14 protein-coding genes are annotated in these 15,845 nt (G+C 71.9%); 8 read left to right on the top strand and 6 right to left on the bottom strand.

All coding sequences use genetic code 11. The features are described 5' to 3' along the window. Positions 1–111: 111 nt before the first annotated feature. On the top strand, positions 112–573 hold the full coding sequence (locus tag AAW14_RS29725) for a MarR family winged helix-turn-helix transcriptional regulator (protein ID WP_265567287.1): 462 nt from the start codon (positions 112–114) through the stop codon (positions 571–573). Positions 574–838: 265 nt separating this feature from the next. Here the strand turns inward: AAW14_RS29725 and AAW14_RS29720 are convergent, their stop codons facing one another. Further along, positions 839–2,440 (bottom strand): FAD-dependent monooxygenase, encoded by a 1,602-nt coding sequence (locus AAW14_RS29720; protein WP_265567285.1) that lies wholly within the window; start codon positions 2,438–2,440, stop codon positions 839–841. Positions 2,441–2,685: 245 nt separating this feature from the next. Between AAW14_RS29720 and AAW14_RS29715 the strand changes: the two genes are divergently transcribed. Then, on the top strand, positions 2,686–3,702 hold the full coding sequence (locus AAW14_RS29715) for a methyltransferase (protein ID WP_265567283.1): 1,017 nt from the start codon (positions 2,686–2,688) through the stop codon (positions 3,700–3,702). Between the two features lie 103 nt (positions 3,703–3,805). Here AAW14_RS29715 and AAW14_RS29710 read toward each other — a convergent pair whose 3' ends face one another. Then, on the bottom strand, positions 3,806–4,324 hold the full coding sequence (locus tag AAW14_RS29710) for a flavin reductase family protein (protein WP_265567281.1): 519 nt from the start codon (positions 4,322–4,324) through the stop codon (positions 3,806–3,808). 203 nt (positions 4,325–4,527) lie between these two features. Between AAW14_RS29710 and AAW14_RS29705 the strand changes: the two genes are divergently transcribed. Both AAW14_RS29705 and AAW14_RS29700 read left to right on the top strand, forming a co-directional pair. After that, complete coding sequence (locus AAW14_RS29705; protein ID WP_265567279.1) at positions 4,528–5,856, top strand: lysine N(6)-hydroxylase/L-ornithine N(5)-oxygenase family protein; 1,329 nt, start codon at positions 4,528–4,530, stop codon at positions 5,854–5,856. A 415-nt stretch (positions 5,857–6,271) separates the two neighbouring features. Further along, positions 6,272–7,024 (top strand): SDR family NAD(P)-dependent oxidoreductase, encoded by a 753-nt coding sequence (locus AAW14_RS29700; protein WP_265567277.1) that lies wholly within the window; start codon positions 6,272–6,274, stop codon positions 7,022–7,024. A gap of 183 nt (positions 7,025–7,207) precedes the next feature. Here the strand turns inward: AAW14_RS29700 and AAW14_RS39535 are convergent, their stop codons facing one another. Next, positions 7,208–8,437 (bottom strand): FAD-dependent oxidoreductase, encoded by a 1,230-nt coding sequence (locus AAW14_RS39535; protein WP_322741136.1) that lies wholly within the window; start codon positions 8,435–8,437, stop codon positions 7,208–7,210. A gap of 437 nt (positions 8,438–8,874) precedes the next feature. Here AAW14_RS39535 and AAW14_RS29685 point away from each other — a divergent pair, with 437 nt between their 5' ends. After that, on the top strand, positions 8,875–9,729 hold the full coding sequence (locus tag AAW14_RS29685) for an LLM class flavin-dependent oxidoreductase (protein WP_265567275.1): 855 nt from the start codon (positions 8,875–8,877) through the stop codon (positions 9,727–9,729). Between the two features lie 126 nt (positions 9,730–9,855). Here AAW14_RS29685 and AAW14_RS29680 read toward each other — a convergent pair whose 3' ends face one another. Genes AAW14_RS29680 through AAW14_RS29670 form a run of 3 tightly spaced genes read right to left on the bottom strand, consistent with a single transcriptional unit; the run spans position 9,856 to position 12,375 of the window. Further along, complete coding sequence (locus tag AAW14_RS29680) at positions 9,856–11,064, bottom strand: saccharopine dehydrogenase family protein (RefSeq protein ID WP_265567273.1); 1,209 nt, start codon at positions 11,062–11,064, stop codon at positions 9,856–9,858. Next, a complete protein-coding gene (locus AAW14_RS29675; protein ID WP_265567271.1) occupies positions 11,048–12,145 on the bottom strand; it encodes a saccharopine dehydrogenase in 1,098 nt (365 codons plus the stop codon). The genes AAW14_RS29680 and AAW14_RS29675 overlap by 17 nt, the downstream gene beginning before the upstream one ends. Then, positions 12,145–12,375 carry a hypothetical protein gene (locus tag AAW14_RS29670; RefSeq protein WP_265567269.1) on the bottom strand — a complete coding sequence of 77 codons (231 nt, stop codon included), beginning with the start codon at positions 12,373–12,375 and terminating at the stop codon, positions 12,145–12,147. Before AAW14_RS29670 ends, AAW14_RS29675 begins: the two co-directional genes overlap by 1 nt. Positions 12,376–12,596: 221 nt before the next feature. Here AAW14_RS29670 and metK point away from each other — a divergent pair, with 221 nt between their 5' ends. The 3 genes from metK to AAW14_RS29655 all read left to right on the top strand — a co-directional run. After that, complete coding sequence (gene metK, locus AAW14_RS29665; RefSeq protein ID WP_265567267.1) at positions 12,597–13,802, top strand: methionine adenosyltransferase; 1,206 nt, start codon at positions 12,597–12,599, stop codon at positions 13,800–13,802. Between the two features lie 50 nt (positions 13,803–13,852). Then, positions 13,853–14,833: a carbohydrate kinase family protein gene (locus tag AAW14_RS29660; RefSeq protein WP_265567265.1), complete on the top strand. Its 981-nt coding sequence runs from the start codon at positions 13,853–13,855 to the stop codon at positions 14,831–14,833. Continuing rightward, on the top strand, positions 14,830–15,845 hold a 1,016-nt coding region (locus tag AAW14_RS29655), incomplete at its 3' end, for a homocysteine S-methyltransferase family protein (protein ID WP_265567264.1). The genes AAW14_RS29660 and AAW14_RS29655, both read left to right, overlap by 4 nt.

Below are 15,845 nucleotides of genomic sequence, written 5' to 3'. Positions count from 1 at the left end.
AGGACGACCCGAGGAAGTCGCGGGAGGGGCGGCTGCCCTCTCGCTATCCGGCCCCACCATCGGTACCTTGATGGTCAAGGTAATATGCATTTTGAGGATCGAGATACTTGAATGTCAAGTGAAAATGCGAAGGCTCTCAGAGACGAGCTCGCCGAGCAGGCCAGGGTCCTGCAGACGGCGGTGGACGCGGTGGACGCTGCGGCAGCCGCGCGCCTGGGCGTGAACCGGACAGACCTGGCCTGCCTCGACGTCCTCATGCAACGCGGAAGCGCCGCCCCCAGCGAACTGGGGACGGCGCTGAAACTGACCACCGGCAGTGTCACGACGATGCTGGACCGGCTGGTCAGGATGGGGTACTTGACCCGCACCCCCGACCCGGCCGACCGCCGCAAGGCGGTGATCCGGACGACCGAGGAGGCGTGCCGCGAGCTGATCGACATCTACGGGCCGCTCGCCGAGGAGGGCCGGCAGATGATCGACCGCTACTCGGAGGACGAGGTCAGGCTGCTGCTCGACTTCATGCGCAACTCCCGGGAGATCCAGGAGCGGCACATGGCCCGGATCGTGCCCTGAGCCCGGCCACGACCGTGGACACTGGCCGGCCACCGCGCCGGGCGGGCCGCCAGGGGCCGCGCCCGGGCAGGCCCCCCGTCGAGTCGCCGACCCGCCCGGACCTCGTACGGCCGCCGGAGGTGCACCGGCAGGCACAGGGCCTGCCGGTGCACGCGCCGACCGCCGTGGGCGCGTGCACCGACCGGCCCGTGGGCACGCCGGTCGCGGACAGGTCCCACGCGCGCGAAGGCGAAGGTGCACGCTGGTCCGTGCCGCGCTCCCGCCGTCAGCCCTGGCAGGCCGCCCGGTTCAGGACATCGGCCAGGATCTCCTGCGGGTCCCCGGTGAGACGTTCCGCGCGCCAGGAGACGAAGGCGTCCGGGCGGACCAGGACGGCCCCGTCCGCACCCACTCCGTACGCCTCGGCCCAGTCCCGGTCGACCGGCTGGAGCTCCTCCGAGGCGCCGACGGAGTAGGAGCGCAGCGGCACCCCGAGCTTCCGTGCGACCGGCTCGGCGGCCTGCGCCCAGGCACCGCCCCCGGGCCCGGTGAGCAGGACGTACGAGTCCCAGAACAGGTCGATCGTGGAGAGTTGCTCCGCACCGCGCCGCAGCCACACATGGGGCGCCCGGGTGCCGGGCTCGCCCGTGAGCTGCAGTTCGGGGCTGAGCACCCGGGCGCCGGGCTCCGCGACGATGGAGCCGGAGCGGTACCGGTACCCCAAAGTGATGATCACGTCGTCGACGAAGTCCCCCCGGTCCTGGTCGGTGGCGTACCCGTGCCGGATCCGGTTGCGCACCAGCGCCTGTTCCGACATCGCCGTACCCAGCGGACGCCGTTCGGCGTCATAGGTGTCCAGCAGCGCGTCGGTGCCCCAGCCCTTCAGCACGGCGGCCAGCTTCCAGGCCAGGTTGTGGGCGTCATGAATACCGGTGTTGGCGCCGAAGCCACCCGCCGGCGGGTGGACGTGCGCGGCGTCACCGGCGAGGAACACCCGGCCCACCCGGAACGTCTCGGAGACCAACTGGGCACCCCGCCACGGCACTTTGTCCACGATCTCCACGCCGATGTCCCGGCCCGCGGCCTGCCGGACGATCTCCACGCACCGTTCGTCCGTGAAGTCCTCAGGCTTCTCGCCCTTCTCCGGGAAGTACAGCGGTGCGGCCAGCCACGGATCGCGGCCGTGCAGCCGGGACAGGCCCATCAGACCGCCGCTCGCCGAGGCGTAGCACAGGATGAACTTACGGTCCTTGAGCAGGTCTTCGAGCTCCGGCGCACGGAAGTAGACGCTGAGCGCGTTGAACACCGTCCCGCGCCCGGCCCGTTGGACGCCCAGGTCCTCGCGTGTGCGGCTGCTCGCGCCGTCCGCGCCCACCAGGTAGTCCGCCCGCACGGTGTACCGGCGGCCGGTCGCGGTCTCCTCGACCACGGCGGTCACCCCGTCGGCGTCCTGCTCGAAGGAGACCAGCCGGGTCCCGAAGCGCACATCGGCGCCGTTCTCCCGGGCCTTGGCCACCAGAACCTTCTCGTAGCGGTCCTGGCCGCACCCCATCACCCGCTCGGGGCTCACCGTCGGGCCGTCCAGGGACGGCACCTCCAGCACCTCCGCGTCGTCGATCTCGGCGAAGGTGCGCACCTTGATGATGCCGCCCTCGAAGTACGGGTGGGAGTCGCCCATCTCCAGGGCCCGGATGTCCGTCCCCAGGCCGGCCGCCCGGAACAGCTCCATGGTGCGCGCCTGGAGCCCCGGGGCGCGAGGCAGCGTGGACGTGTCGTCCCGCTTCTCCAGCACCATCGTCCGCAGCCCGTGCCGTCCGCAGAACAGCGCGGTGGCGAGTCCCACGGGACCTCCACCGACGACGAGCACCGGGATTCTCACGTCATACATGCATGTCCCCTCTGCGTGGACTGAGCCGAACCCGGACTCCTCCAGGCCCTGACGGCGATCTGGCACCCGCCGGGCCGTCGGACCGGGGGTGCCCTTGATGAGTACTGGCGCGGCCTCAAGCGGTGCTGGAGAACGGCATGCCGTGCGTGCGGTGGTTTCTCGAGGGGCGCTCGACCCGGCTTTGCGATGGTCCCCGCCAACCGTGTGGCACCAGGCCACGGTCGGTGCCGGAAGGAGCCTCGCGCATGACGCACACCACGCCCGATGTCACGACCCCGGCTGGGATCATCCGGCTGGGCAACATGTTCTGCGACGCCAAAGCGCTGCTCACCGCCGTGGAGTTGCGCCTGTTCACCGTGCTCAATGAGAAGGGGCCCTCTACGCACGAGGAGATAAGGACTGCACTCGGGCTGCACGGCAGGGGCCTGTCGGACTTCCTCAACCTGCTCACCGCGCTGGGCGTTCTGGAGCGCGCCGACGGCGGCCGCTACCGCAACGCCCCCGGCCCGGACGCCTACCTCGTCCACGGCAAGCCCGGGTACGTCGGCGGCTTCCTGGAGCGCGCCAACCGCAACCTCTACCCGGCGTGGGGCCGGCTCGCCGAGGCACTGCGCACCGGACAGCAGCAGTCCGGCAGCGACTTCGACCAGGTCACCCAGAACCCGCACATCCTGCGCCAGTTCGCGGGCATGATGGACGGTCTCACGAACGTGGTGGGGCCGGAACTCGCCCAGAAGTACGACTGGTCGGGACACGGCTCGGTGCTGGACGTGGGCGGCTGCCGCGGCAACCTCTGCTCCCTCATCGTCAAGGCCCACCCGCACCTGACGGGCCATGTCTTCGACCTGCCGGCCATGGCGCCACTGTTCGAGGAGAAGGTGGCGGAGCACGGGCTCACCGGGAAGGTCTCGTTCACCGGCGGGAGCTTCTTCGAGGACCCGCTGCCCAAGGCGGACGTCGTCGTCATGGGCCACGTGCTGCACGACTGGGACCGCGAACAGCGGGCCTTCCTGGTCAACAAGGCGTACGGGGCGGTCAACCCGGGCGGCACCCTGCTGATCTACGACCGGATGCTCGAGGACGAGCCGAACCACATCGAGAACCTGGTGATCAGCCTGGACATGCTGCTCGTCACCGACGGCGGCGAGGAGTACCCGATCTCCGAGATCACGGCGGCCGCGAAGAAGGCGGGCTTCGTGAACGTCGAGGCGGGCCCGTTCAGCGACTACGACACCCTGGTGATCTGCCGCAAGGGCGCCTGAACGCGCCGAAGCCGCCGGACGCCTCCGCCAACCCCCCGTTCCTGCGCGGGGAGTTCGCGGCGGTGCGGCCCGGCGGCTTCGGCGTCGCCGTACACCCGGTCCTTCAGGAGGGCAGCAGCGACGGCCAGTCGGCGTACGCGCGCAGCCCGTACAGCAGCGGGCGGTCCTCGGGGCGCTGGTCGAGGCCGAGCACCTCGCCGAAGACCACGGTGTGCGTGCCCACCCCACGTGTTCCGCTCACCCGGCAGTCCGCCACGGCATGCGCATCGGCGCCGAGGGCGGGGCCCGCGCCGGTGGGGGAGTCCGTCCACAGCACCCTCCCGAAGCGGTCCGGCCGGCCGGAGCCGAAGAGCTCGGCGGCCGGGCGCCCGCCCGAGTGGAGCAGATTGACCACGAACGACCCGGAGGACAGCAGCGCGTCCAGCGTGGGGCTGCCGTGGCGCAGGCAGACGAGGAGGGTCGGCGGCTCGAGCGTGACGCTGCACAGCGAGGTGCAGGTCATACCGCGGGGGGTGCCGTCGGCTCCGTAGGCCGTCACGACGGAGACACCCGAGGGGAACCGGGACATCATCGAACGGAAGTCGGCGCCCTCCACCAGGGAGGCGGGCGGTGAATGGCTCATCGCATGTCCTTTCGGGCAGGGGCGGCGAGCGTGGGGGCAGCGCCTCCAGAGTCACTAGCGGAAGGCTCGACGCGCCCCTTGGACGCCCGCCTCCACCCGGGCTCGGCCGTCCCTCCACCCGCGCGCGATCAGCGCTGCCGACCCTGGACGGCACAGACGACGGCTCGTCGCAGACGTGCGGACCGCGGCCCGGGAGGAGAGGGATGAGCGAGCAGCGCCAGCGCCCCATTGAGGTGCTCGAGAACCGGTCCGGCACCCGGCTGCCCCATCACGCGGTGGCGGGCATAGGGGCCGGTCCCGCCAATCTGAGCCTCGCCGCACTCGGCGAGCGGCTCGTCCCCGGCGGGGTCCACCTGTACGAACGCCGTTCCTCGGCGGCCTGGCATCCGGGCCAGCTCACCGAGGGCACCCGGCTGCAGACGTCCTGGATCAAGGACCTGGTCACCTTGGTCGACCCCACCAACCGGCTGTCGTTCCTCAACTACCTGGTGTCCAGCGGGCGCATGTACTCGTTCGTCAACGCCCAGTACGAGGAGATTCCGCGGCTGGAGTTCGCCCGCTACCTTGCATGGGCGGCCGGTGAGCTGGACACGGTCCGGTACGGCACGCCGGTCGAGCGCATCGGCCACGTCGGAAGCGGTGCCGACGGGCGGTTCGTACTGAGCGGTCCCGACGGGCCGGTGGCCACCGCCGACCACGTGGTGCTCGGTCTCGGCACGCGCCCGCGTGTGCCGGACTGCTTCCGGGGCGTGGACTTCGCCGGACTGGTCCTGGCCGAGAGCCTGCACGCGCGGCTGCGCGGGGCCGCCGTGCTGCCGTACCAGCCGGCCATGGTCATCGGGGGCGGGCAGACCGGCGCCGAGAGCGTGCTGGAGCTGATCCAGCACGGCTTCCGGGACATCCGGTGGATCGGTCGGCGCAACTGGTTCGCGCCGATGGACGATTCGCCCTCTGCCAACGACTTCTTCCGGCCCACCTACCTGCGGTTCTTCCACGGGCTGCCGGAGGAGGTGCGGCGGCGGTACGTCACCGAGCAGCAACTGACCAGCGACGGCATCTCCCTCGGCACACTGCAGCAGATCTACCAGCTCAACTACGAGACATATCTGCGCGAGGGCCGCTACCCGGTCATGCTGCTGCCCGGGCGGAACGTGGTCCGGGCCTCGGAGCGCGACGGCCAGATCGCCCTGTGGTGCGAGCGGGACTGGGGCGGCCGGGAACGGCACGCCGCGCCGCTGGTGGTGCTCGCCACCGGCCGTGAGCCGGCGGACCTGCCCCTCGCCCCGGAACTGCTCGCGCTGACGGAACTGGACGAGTCGGGGCACCCGTTGCTGGAGGCCGACTACTCGGTCCGCTGGAAGAACGCCGAGCACAACCGGCTGTACGTGCAGAACCGCAGCCGGGTGGGGCACGGCATCGCCGATCCCAACCTCAGCCTGCTGGCCGTGCGGGCGGCGACGATCCTCAACTCGGTGCTGGAGCGGAACGTGTACGTGATCCGTGACGAGCACGTCAGTACCTCGTGGGCCTGACGGCGGCGCATATTCCTTGACAATCAAGTAGCTTGCCCGTCAAGGTAAATGCATCGAGGCGCCCGGAGAACAGGACGGACCACGGAGAGACTCGTGAAGAACACCACTTCCCCGCATGTCATCGTGATCGGCGCGGGCACCGGTGGCCTGTGCCTGACGCACGGCCTCAGGCGAGCGGGCATCAGCGTGCGGGTCCACGAACGCGGCAGGACTCGCGCGGACGGCGTGCAGGGCTACCGCGTCGGTACCGACCCCGACGGCAGCCGCGCCCTCAAGGCCTGCCTGTCGCCCGAGCTGTTCGACGCCGATGCCAGGGACCACCCTGCGGGGAACCGTCCGATCGGCGCCACTTCGGCGCCGGTCGGCATCACTTCAGCACCACTTCGGCACAACACTTTCAGACAGAGAGGCAACGATGGATCTGGGGTTGCAGGACAAGCGGGTACTGGTGACGGGGGCGACACGCGGCATCGGCAGGGCCACCGCCCGAGCCTTCGCGGACGAGGGCGCCCGGGTCGTCGTGTCGTACCACTCCGACGAGTCCGCGGCACGGGACGTGGTCAAGGAACTGGGCAGTGAGGAGCGTGCCCACGCAGTCCAACTGGACCTCGAGGACCCGCAGTCCGTGATCGCCGGTGTGCGGGCCGCCGAGGAACGCTGGGGCGGGCTCGACGTCGTCGTCGCCAACGCCCAGACATGGCTGTGGGTCGATCCCGACCAGCAGCCCCCGCTCGAGGACCTGCCGGTCGACGAGTGGTTCGGCAAGATGCGCGCCAACGTCGAGGGACACATCCACACCGTCCGCACCGCCCTGCGCGGTATGCGCGAGCGCGGCTGGGGCCGGGTGGTGCTGCTCTCCTCGGTCACGGCGACGACCGGAATGCCCGGCTCGGAAATCTACAGCGCCGCCAAGCAGGCGCTGCACGGCTTCGCCCGCGGCCTGATGTGGAACAGCGACGGCATCCTCGTCAACGTGGTGGCCCCGGGCGGCACGGTCACCGAACAGCTCGCCAACGTGGATCCGGCGATCCTCGAGAAGAGCCGTAAGGAGACCCCCAGCGGGCGGCTCACCACTGCCGAGGAGGTCGCGCGCCTCATAGTTTTCCTCGGCTCGGACGGCAACGGCAACATCAACGGAGAGGTCATCCACACCGCCGGCGGCCGCTGACCCCGGCGGGATGCTCCCGCGGTGCCGTCGGTCCACCAGGCTGTCCCGGAATCCCCCGCCGGGACAGCCGGGCGGGCCGACGGCACCGTGGCGTCGTCATGAGGGTCACAAGGGTTCGCCGCACGATGTCAACGAGGGGCTCCGCACCGGGGGAAACCGGTCCGGAGCCCCTCGACCCCTTCCTCACACGGCGTCGGCGCCCTCGCCGACGCCGACCTTCTTGATGGACCAGCGCGCGATGCGCAGTGACATCTCCACGCCCTCGGTCGCGTACTCGACCATGGCCTTCTGATACTCCGTCACGGCCGCGGTGAACTCCCGCTCGCCCCGGTCCACCGCCGCCAGCAACTCCGCCAGCGCCGCCGCGTCCCGCACCGCAGTGTTGGCGCCCACCCCGCCCGACGGCGGCATCGTGTGCACCGCGTCGCCCAGCGGCACGACGGAGCCCGTCTCCCAGCGGGTCACCGGCTGGTGCGCCCGCAGAGCCACACCGAAGGTGAGCTCGGACTGGGCGTTCCGGAAGATTCCGCGCAGTCCCGGATGCCAGCCGGAGGTGCGGCCGGCCGCGAAGCGGCACAGGCCGGGCCCGTCCAGGGCGAAGAACTCCTCGTCCGTCATGCCGAGGTCCTCGCGGTGCACGTTCAGCACCGCCATGTAGTAGTTCTCGGAGTCCGGCAGCACCAGCCCCGGCCACAGCCGGGCCGCCGCATCTCGCGGCCGGCCGCGGAACGACATCGGCATCAGCCCGAGGTGACCGCCGTCCGTGCCGATGACATAGCTGAAGCGGTCCTGCAACGGCTCCGGCAGTCCCGCCCGCACCGCGTCCTCGCGGGTGATGCGTGAGAACACCGTCCGCACGCCCAGGTCGACGGGCCTGCACTCCGGCAGGAACTGCCGCCGCACCTGGGAGTTGGCCCCGTCGGCCGCGATCAGCACGTCGCCCTCGGCGGTGCTGCCGTCCGTGAAATGCGCCACCACCCGGCCGTCGGGTCGCCGTTCGCAGCGTGTGAACGCCTTGCCGTACTCGACCGACTGCTCGAGCCCGGCGAGCAGCACACGGCGCAGGGTGTCCCGGTCGACCGCGTCGATCTTGTCGGGCCGCTCGCCCCTCGGGTCGTCGAAGGAGGGCGTCCACTGGGGGTTGAGCTGCTCGTCGTAGGCGTCGAGACCGCTCTCCCCGCGCTCGTGGCTGGTGGCCAGCAGCAGCTCCTGCAGCGCCGGCGGCAGGCAGGCGCGCAGCGATGCCTCGCCCTCCGGGCTGATCCTCAGCCGATACCCCTGGCGCCGGTCGTCGGCGCCGCCGTCCCGCTCGTAGACCGTGAAGTCCACGCCGGCCTTGCGCAGCCCCTGCGCGAGGCACAGGCCACCGATGCCCCCTCCGATCACCAGGACCCGCATCCCACTCCGGCTCATCGGCACACTCCTCTCCGCACGCTGTGTCCCGGCCACTGTGCGGGCGGCGGCTCGGACATCCCTGGAGCCCCCGTCGGGGTCCACCGGAAATGGACACGCCCTCGAGAGAGCGGTCGCAAGGTGACCGCACATCGCGCGCACCGCCGCGCGGGCCATGACTGCGGGAGAGCGCCATGCTCATCAGCCTCAAGGGCAGGAAGGCCCTGGTGACGGTGGCACCAGGGGAATCGGCCGGGCGCCGGCCTGGCCGACCCCGAGCAGGTGAACGGCCTGGCCGTGCGCCCAGGAGGCCTATGGGCACCTGGACGTCCTGGTCGGCAACGCGGGCGTCATCCACGTCACCGGCAGCATCGTGGCCGTGGACGGCGGACTGTGCTGACCGTCCCACCCATCGCCCTCCGCACCGCCCCCTCGCACACACAAGGAGCTGATCAGGTATGGAATTCGGGTTGGGCCTGCCGACCACGGTCCTCGACAAGGACGGCCCCGCACTGGCCGCCTGGGCCCGTCGGGCCGAAGAAGCCGGCTTCGGGAGCCTCGGTGTCATCGACCGTCTGGTGTACGACAACTTCGAGTCGCTGACGTCCCTGGCCGCCGCGGCCGCGGTGACCGAACGCGTGCGCCTCACGACCGGCATCCTGATCGCGCCCTACCGCACCCAGACGGCACTGCTCGCCAAGCAGGCGGCCACCGTCTCGGCGCTGTCGGGCGGCCGGCTCGTGCTGGGCGTCGCCGCGGGCGGCCGTGAGGACGACTACCAGGCCGTCGACGCCCCCTACCACGACCGCGGACGACGGCTGGACCTCCAGCTCGCCGAGCTCCGCGAGACCTGGCAGGGCAAGGGGCCCGTGCCCGGCATCGGCCCCCAACTGCCCGCGGGACAGCCGCCGTTGCTCGTAGGCGGCCACTCGCCGGCGGCCATGCGCCGGGCCGCGCGCCTCGGCGACGGCTGGTTCTGCGGCGGCAGCTCCGCCACGGGCTACGGTGAGCTCGTCGAGCGGCTCCGCCAGGCATGGGCGGCCGAGGGCCGCACCGACCGGCCCCGCCTGGTGTCCCTCACCTACGCGGCCCTCGGCCCCGGTGCGAAGGAGCTCGCGCAGGAATACCTCGGCGACTACTACTCCTTCGCCGGGCCCGTCGCCCAGCGGATCGCATCCATGGCCATCACCGACCGTCAGGCGCTCGTCGACCTCGCCCAGGGATACGCCGAGATCGGCTGCGACGAGCTCATCCTGATGCCCTGCTCCGCCGACCCGCGCCAGCTCGAGTCCCTGGCGGAGGCCGTCCTCTGACACCTCCGCACACCCCTGAAGGCCGCCCGCCGGGACACCGGTGGACGGCCTTCGTCGGTGGGTACGCCCGCACAACGTGACAGGCCGGGCACCGATGGCCCCGGCCCGTCCCTCGCTGCCGAGCTCTCAGCCCCTCCCGGGCCCTCCCGGCACGGCGACCCGCTCCGGTGTGCCGTCGAACTCCAGGGACACCCCGTACTCGGCGAGCGCCGTCAGCCAGCGGTCCGCCTCCGACGCCTCCTCGGCGGCACGGTGCAGCCCCGGGGCGGCGGCCCGGGAGAGGATCCGGGTGACACCGTGGGCGAGCGGGAGCGAGACGCAGCGGGCCATTGCGCTCTCCGTGGCGTCCCCGGTGAGGTCCAGACGGTACTCGCCCGACCAGTGGCGACCCGAGGCCCGGACCTCGAGCCGGACGGAGAGCACGATCCGGTCCCGGTCGCCGGCACGCATCGGATGACGCTCCGCCAGCTCGTCGGCGAGCCGCCCGATCCGGTCCGCGTTCCCGCCCCGGACCACCTCGAACACCGGTTGCCAGGCCCGCAGCCAGCCTTCGTTGCGCACGGTGCCCCGGACGAAGGTCTCCAGCCGCCAGCCGGCCGGGAGACCGTACTGCCCGACGAAGGGCAGGCTGTCGCGGTTCGGATACACCTCGAACATCTCGGCACCGATCCGATGGCGGCGGGCCGCCTGCCACGGAAGGGCGGTGGTGACCTCCCGGCCGCCCTCGATGTGCCGGGCCGGCGCCCGCAGCGCAGTCAGCACCCCCAGGGGGGCCCAGCTGAAGCGGTAGCGGAAGTCGTCCGGCACCGCGGGAAGCCCGCCGCAGTACGAGGTGAAACTCACCGCCTCCGCCCGGTCGCCGGCCTCCGCACGGGCACGGCCCACCAGCAGGTGGGCCGCCAGGTGGTCGATACCCGGGTCGAGGCCGGCTTCGGTGAGGACGACCACGCCCTGGTCGGCGGCCCCGGCCGCGGCCTCGACCAGCGCGTCCGACACGTAGCTGGAGCAGGCGAAGTGGGCTCCGCGCTCCCGGCACAGCCGCAGCAGTGCCGGGTGCTCGCCCGCGGGCAGCATGGAGACGACCACGTCCCCGAGCCGAAGCCGGGAGGCGAGCGCGGCCGACTCCAGCGCCCGTACGTCCACCCGGCCGGACAGGCCCAGCGCTTCCATGCGCGCCGCCACCCGCTGCGCGTTGCGGCCCCACACCACCACCCGGTCGGCCCGGGCGCACAGCAGGGCGAGCCCGGTCCGCCCGGTGGACAGCCCGGCCCCGACCCAGTGCACGGTCCCGCTCGCCGGGACGGTGCCGAGCCGTAGGTCACGATGATCGGACAACGGAGACCTCCTCGGTCCTGGCAGGGACGTCCTGCTGTACGGCCTGCTCGAAGGTGCGGCGGCACCGGTCCCAGCGCGGATCCCCGTCTCGCAGGGACAGGAGGCTGGACAGCAGGTCCGCGGAGAAGGCACGGCTGGCCTCGAGCGGCAGCAGCGAGGGCAGGTTGTCGATGGCGATGAGGTCCACCGGCCGCTCGCCCGCGGTCAGTCGGCGTACCGGACGGTCCCAGTCGGTCGGGCTGTCGTAGACCGGCAGCAGGTTGCACGGAGAGCCCGCGTCGCACGTCACGTCACTGATGACCGACAGAGTCCGCTCGGCGCGGAGCAGATCGGCGGTGGTGACGAAGGGCGGGGCCGGGACCGTCGTCAGGACCGTGTTGACGAGGACGTCATGGGTCAGCAGGGCGTCCCGGTCCAGGTGCCGGGTCTCCGGCAGGTCCCAGCAGGTCGCTGTGACCCCTGCCGTCTCGAGGGCGTCCCGCGCTCCCCGGCCGCAGCGGCCCAGCGCACCGATCACCAGGGCGGAGGTGGGCCGGGCCTGCTGGGCGGACGCGCGCAGCAGGCCGTCCAGGGTGGCCCGGTCCGTGTCCCGCAACGGCGTCGCCAATCGCCCGCGTCGGTGCAGCACGGCCAGGGCGCCCCCGATGTAACCGGCCCAGTAGCCGAACGCGGCCACCCGGCGGCCCTGGTCGTCGGTCAGGTACTCCAGGTCGAGCAGGACGCCGCCACCCGCCCGGAAGCGGGCCAGCAGCCGCTCGGCCCCGCTCTGGCGCTTGAAACAGTGGCCGAAGAAGATGTGGCGGTGCCTCAGTGTCGCCGGTGCGTCCGGGAGTTCCTTGAGCCCCAGTACGTACTGGTCGTCATCCGCCTCGCGCCAGGTGCCTGCGGGGGCGGTCCGGCAGCCGACGGCCGCGTAGTCGGCGAGTGGGAACACCCGCTGCGGAGAGTCCTCCACCGTCACCTCGAACCCGACCGCCACGAGCCGGGCGGCGTCCTCGGGCACGAGCGGGGTGCGACGCTCCGACGCGCGCGTCTCGGCGCGCAGCCACAGCCGGGGCCGCTCTCGTTTCATCCGCGCCATCAATGCTGCCCTCCCGTCAGGGCCGGATCGGCGCCCACCTGCGCGGGCGTCGGCCCGGCGAGCATTGCGGCGCGCAGCTCAGATCCCTTGTGGTCCGGCAGCCGAGGGCCCAGCAGCGCCGGCTGACCGACGATCAGCACCTCGTGCCCGGCATCCCGGAACACCGAGGCCGGCGGCACCGGGGCAGACAGGTGCGACGGACGGGCCCGGGCCGTGAACAGTACGCGCATGACTTGCCTCAGCCCCTTCGTGAAGGTGGCGGACCCGCTCGCACCAGCGCGGGGGCCCCGGATCGTGAGGCGACCGTCTGCCGGTCCCCTAGCGACCGGCTCGCGCTCGACTCGACCCGCCGCGCGGCGGCTGTCCAGTTGCCCTTGAGTCCTCCTGCAGCCGCCTCGGTCAGCGTGCCCCGCATCAGCAGCCCGGCGCGGTCATGCCCACTGGAGGACCCGTGACCCGAAACCTGTTCACCTCGGAATCCGTCACCGAGGGACACCCCGACAAGATCGCCGACCAGATCAGCGACCGAGTCCTCGACGCCCTGCTCGCCCAGGACCCGGCCTCGCGCGTCGCCGTGGAGACCCTGATCACCACCGGCCAGGTGCACATCGCGGGCGAGGTCACCACCCGCGGCTACGCCGACATCGCCGCGCTCGTGCGCGAGACGGTGCTCGGTATCGGCTACGACGCCTCGCAGAAGGGCTTCGACGGAGCTTCCTGCGGAGTATCCGTGTCCCTGGGCGCGCAGTCCGCGGACATTGCCCAGGGCGTCGACGCGGCCTACGAGAAGCGGGTCGACGGCGAATCCGGCGACCTCGACGGTCAGGGAGCGGGCGACCAGGGCCTGATGTTCGGCTTCGCGTGCGACGAGACGCCCGAACTCATGCCGCTTCCCATCACGCTCGCCCACCGGCTCGCGCAACGCCTGACCGCCGTACGCAAGGACGGCACCCTGCCCTACCTGCGACCGGACGGCAAGACCCAGGTCACCGTCGAGTACGACGGTCACCGCCCGGTGCGTCTGGACACCGTGGTGGTCTCCAGCCAGCACGCCTCGGACATCTCCCTCGACTCCCTGCTGGCCCCGGACGTCGCCGAGTTCGTCGTCGGCCCGGTGCTGCGCACGCTCGCCGACCAGGGGGTCAAGCTGGACACCGACGGCCACCGCCTGCTGGTCAACCCGACCGGGCGCTTCGAGATCGGCGGCCCGATGGGTGACGCGGGCCTGACCGGCCGGAAGATCATCATCGACACCTACGGCGGCATGGCCCGCCACGGCGGCGGCGCGTTCTCCGGCAAGGACCCCTCCAAGGTGGACCGCTCGGCGGCGTACGCGATGCGCTGGGTCGCCAAGAACATCGTCGCCGCCCAACTGGCCTCCCGCTGCGAGGTCCAGGTCGCCTACGCCATCGGCAAGGCCCACCCGGTCGGTCTGTTCGTGGAGACCTTCGGCACCGAGACCGTCCCCGTGCCGCGCATTCAGCGGGCCGTCGAGGAGGTCTTCGATCTCCGTCCCGCAGCGATCATCCGCGACCTCGACCTGCTCCGCCCCGTCTACGCGCAGACCGCCGCGTACGGCCACTTCGGCCGCGAACTGCCGGACTTCACCTGGGAACGCACCGACCGGGTGTCCGCCCTCAGGACCGCCGCCGGCTGACCCCGAACCGGCCGCCGCACCCACTGCCACACGACAGGAGGCAACCGCCCATGCGTATCGCCGTGACCGGCTCGATCGCCGTCGACGAGTTGATGAGCTATTCGGGCAGCTTCGCCGAACAGCTCATCGAGAACCGGCTGGACCAGGTCTCCCTCTCCTTCCTCGCCGACTCCCTGGAGGTCCGGCGCGGCGGTGTCGCCGCCAACATCGCCTTCGGCCTCGGCCGGCTCGGCGTCCAGCCCCTGCTGGTGGCGGCGGCCGGAACCGACTTCCACGAGTACCGGGTCTGGCTGAAGGAGCACCGCGTCGACACCGACTGGGTCCGCATCAGCGACCAGGCGCACACCGCGCGCTTCGTGTGCACCACCGACCGGGAGAACAACCAGATCGGCACGTTCTTCCCCGGCGCCATGTCCGAGGCCCGGAACATCTCGATCGCTCGGATCGCCGACCACACGAGGCTCGACCATGTCCTGGTCTCGCCGGACGACCCGGCCGCCATGGTCCGCCACGCCCGGGAGTGCCGCGAGCACGGCATCGTCTTCTCCGCCGACCCATCCCAGCAACTGGCCGTCCTCGACCGGGACGACGCCCGCTCGATCGTGGACGGAGCCCACTTCCTGTTCACCAACGCCTACGAGGCCGACCTGCTCGCCGAGCGCACCGGCTGGAGCGCCCGCGACATCCTCACCCGCGTGAACACCTGGGTGACCACGCTGGGAGCCGACGGCGTCCGCGTCGCACGGCGGGACACCACTCCCGTGCACATCCCCGCCGTGCCGGTGCGGCGGGTGGCGGATCCCACCGGCGCCGGAGACGCCTTCCGCGCCGGGTTCCTGGCAGGGCAGAACTGGCGGCTGACGGACGAGCAGTCCGCGTGGCTCGGGTGCGCCATGGCCGCGGCCTCCCTCGGCGCGACCGGCACCCAGACCTACCCGCTCAGCCGCCGGTCCCTGCGGGTGGCCCTGCGCAGCGGCTACGGCTCGGCGGCCACGGACGTGCTCACCCCGCACCTGGTGAGCGTCCTGTGAGGGGCGGGGGGCTGCGCGAGGCGCTGGCCTCGCGGGTGGTGGTGGCGGACGGGGCGATGGGCACCATGCTCCAGGCCCAGGAACCCACCGAGGAGGACTTCCAGCAGCTCGAAGGCTGCAACGAGATCCTGAACGTGACGCGCCCGGACCTGGTGCGCACCGTCCACGAGGCCTACTTCTCGGTGGGCGTGGACTGTGTGGAGACCAACACCTTCGGTGCGAACCTCGCCGCGCTGGGGGAGTACGACATCGCGCACCGCGTCCACGAGCTGTCCGAGGCCGGCGCGCGCATCGCCCGCGAGGCCGCCGACCGGTTCACCCGTGACACCGGGCAGCCGCGGTGGGTGCTGGGTTCGATGGGCCCCGGCACCAAGTTGCCGACGCTGGGACATGTGCCGTACGCCGCCGTCCGCGACGCCTATCAGCAGAACGCCGAAGGGCTGCTCGCGGGCGGTGCGGACGCACTGCTCGTGGAGACCACCCAGGACCTGCTGCAGACCAAGGCGGCGGTGGTGGGCGCCCGGCGGGCACTCACCGCGCTCGGCTCGGACGTGCCGGTGATCGTGTCGGTGACGCTGGAGACGACCGGCACGATGCTGCTGGGCTCCGAGATCGGTGCCGCACTGACCGCGCTCGAGCCGCTCGGCATCGACATGATCGGCCTCAACTGCGCGACGGGCCCGGCAGAGATGAGCGAGCACCTGCGTCATCTTGCCCGGCACGCCCGCATCCCCTTGTCGTGCATGCCGAACGCGGGCTTGCCGGTGCTGGCCGCCGGGGGCGCCCACTATCCGTTGTCCCCGGGGGAGTTGGCGGACGCGCACGAGGACTTCGTGCGCGACTACGGACTGTCGCTGGTGGGCGGCTGCTGCGGCACGACCCCGGAGCATCTGCGTCAGGTCGTCGAACGCGTCCGGGGTCTCGCCCCGGTCGAGCGGCGCCCGCAGCCCGAGCCCGGCGCCGCCTCCCTGTACCAGTCGGTGCCGTTCCGGCAGGACACCTCGTACCTGGC

The sequence above is a fragment of the Streptomyces hygroscopicus genome (assembly GCF_026168105.1).
GTDB classification, from domain to species: domain Bacteria; phylum Actinomycetota; class Actinomycetes; order Streptomycetales; family Streptomycetaceae; genus Streptomyces; species Streptomyces hygroscopicus_D.
The sequence above is the reverse complement of the archived record's forward strand: the minus strand, read 5'-3'. Positions and strand labels throughout refer to the sequence as shown.

Excerpts from the sequence above, each read along its gene's own strand:
- AAW14_RS29700 (WP_265567277.1), top strand. The coding sequence starts at position 6,272 with ATGGATCTGGGGTTGCAGGACAAGCGGGTACTGGTGACGGGGGCGACA.
- AAW14_RS29705 (WP_265567279.1), top strand. The coding sequence starts at position 4,528 with ATGAGCGAGCAGCGCCAGCGCCCCATTGAGGTGCTCGAGAACCGGTCC.
- AAW14_RS29685 (WP_265567275.1), top strand. The coding sequence starts at position 8,875 with ATGGAATTCGGGTTGGGCCTGCCGACCACGGTCCTCGACAAGGACGGC.
- AAW14_RS29725 (WP_265567287.1), top strand. The coding sequence starts at position 112 with ATGTCAAGTGAAAATGCGAAGGCTCTCAGAGACGAGCTCGCCGAGCAG.
- AAW14_RS29715 (WP_265567283.1), top strand. The coding sequence starts at position 2,686 with ATGACGCACACCACGCCCGATGTCACGACCCCGGCTGGGATCATCCGG.
- AAW14_RS29710 (WP_265567281.1), bottom strand. The coding sequence starts at position 4,324 with ATGAGCCATTCACCGCCCGCCTCCCTGGTGGAGGGCGCCGACTTCCGT.
- AAW14_RS29675 (WP_265567271.1), bottom strand. The coding sequence starts at position 12,145 with ATGGCGCGGATGAAACGAGAGCGGCCCCGGCTGTGGCTGCGCGCCGAG.
- AAW14_RS29670 (WP_265567269.1), bottom strand. The coding sequence starts at position 12,375 with ATGCGCGTACTGTTCACGGCCCGGGCCCGTCCGTCGCACCTGTCTGCC.
- AAW14_RS39535 (WP_322741136.1), bottom strand. The coding sequence starts at position 8,437 with ATGAGCCGGAGTGGGATGCGGGTCCTGGTGATCGGAGGGGGCATCGGT.
- AAW14_RS29660 (WP_265567265.1), top strand. The coding sequence starts at position 13,853 with ATGCGTATCGCCGTGACCGGCTCGATCGCCGTCGACGAGTTGATGAGC.
- AAW14_RS29720 (WP_265567285.1), bottom strand. The coding sequence starts at position 2,440 with ATGTATGACGTGAGAATCCCGGTGCTCGTCGTCGGTGGAGGTCCCGTG.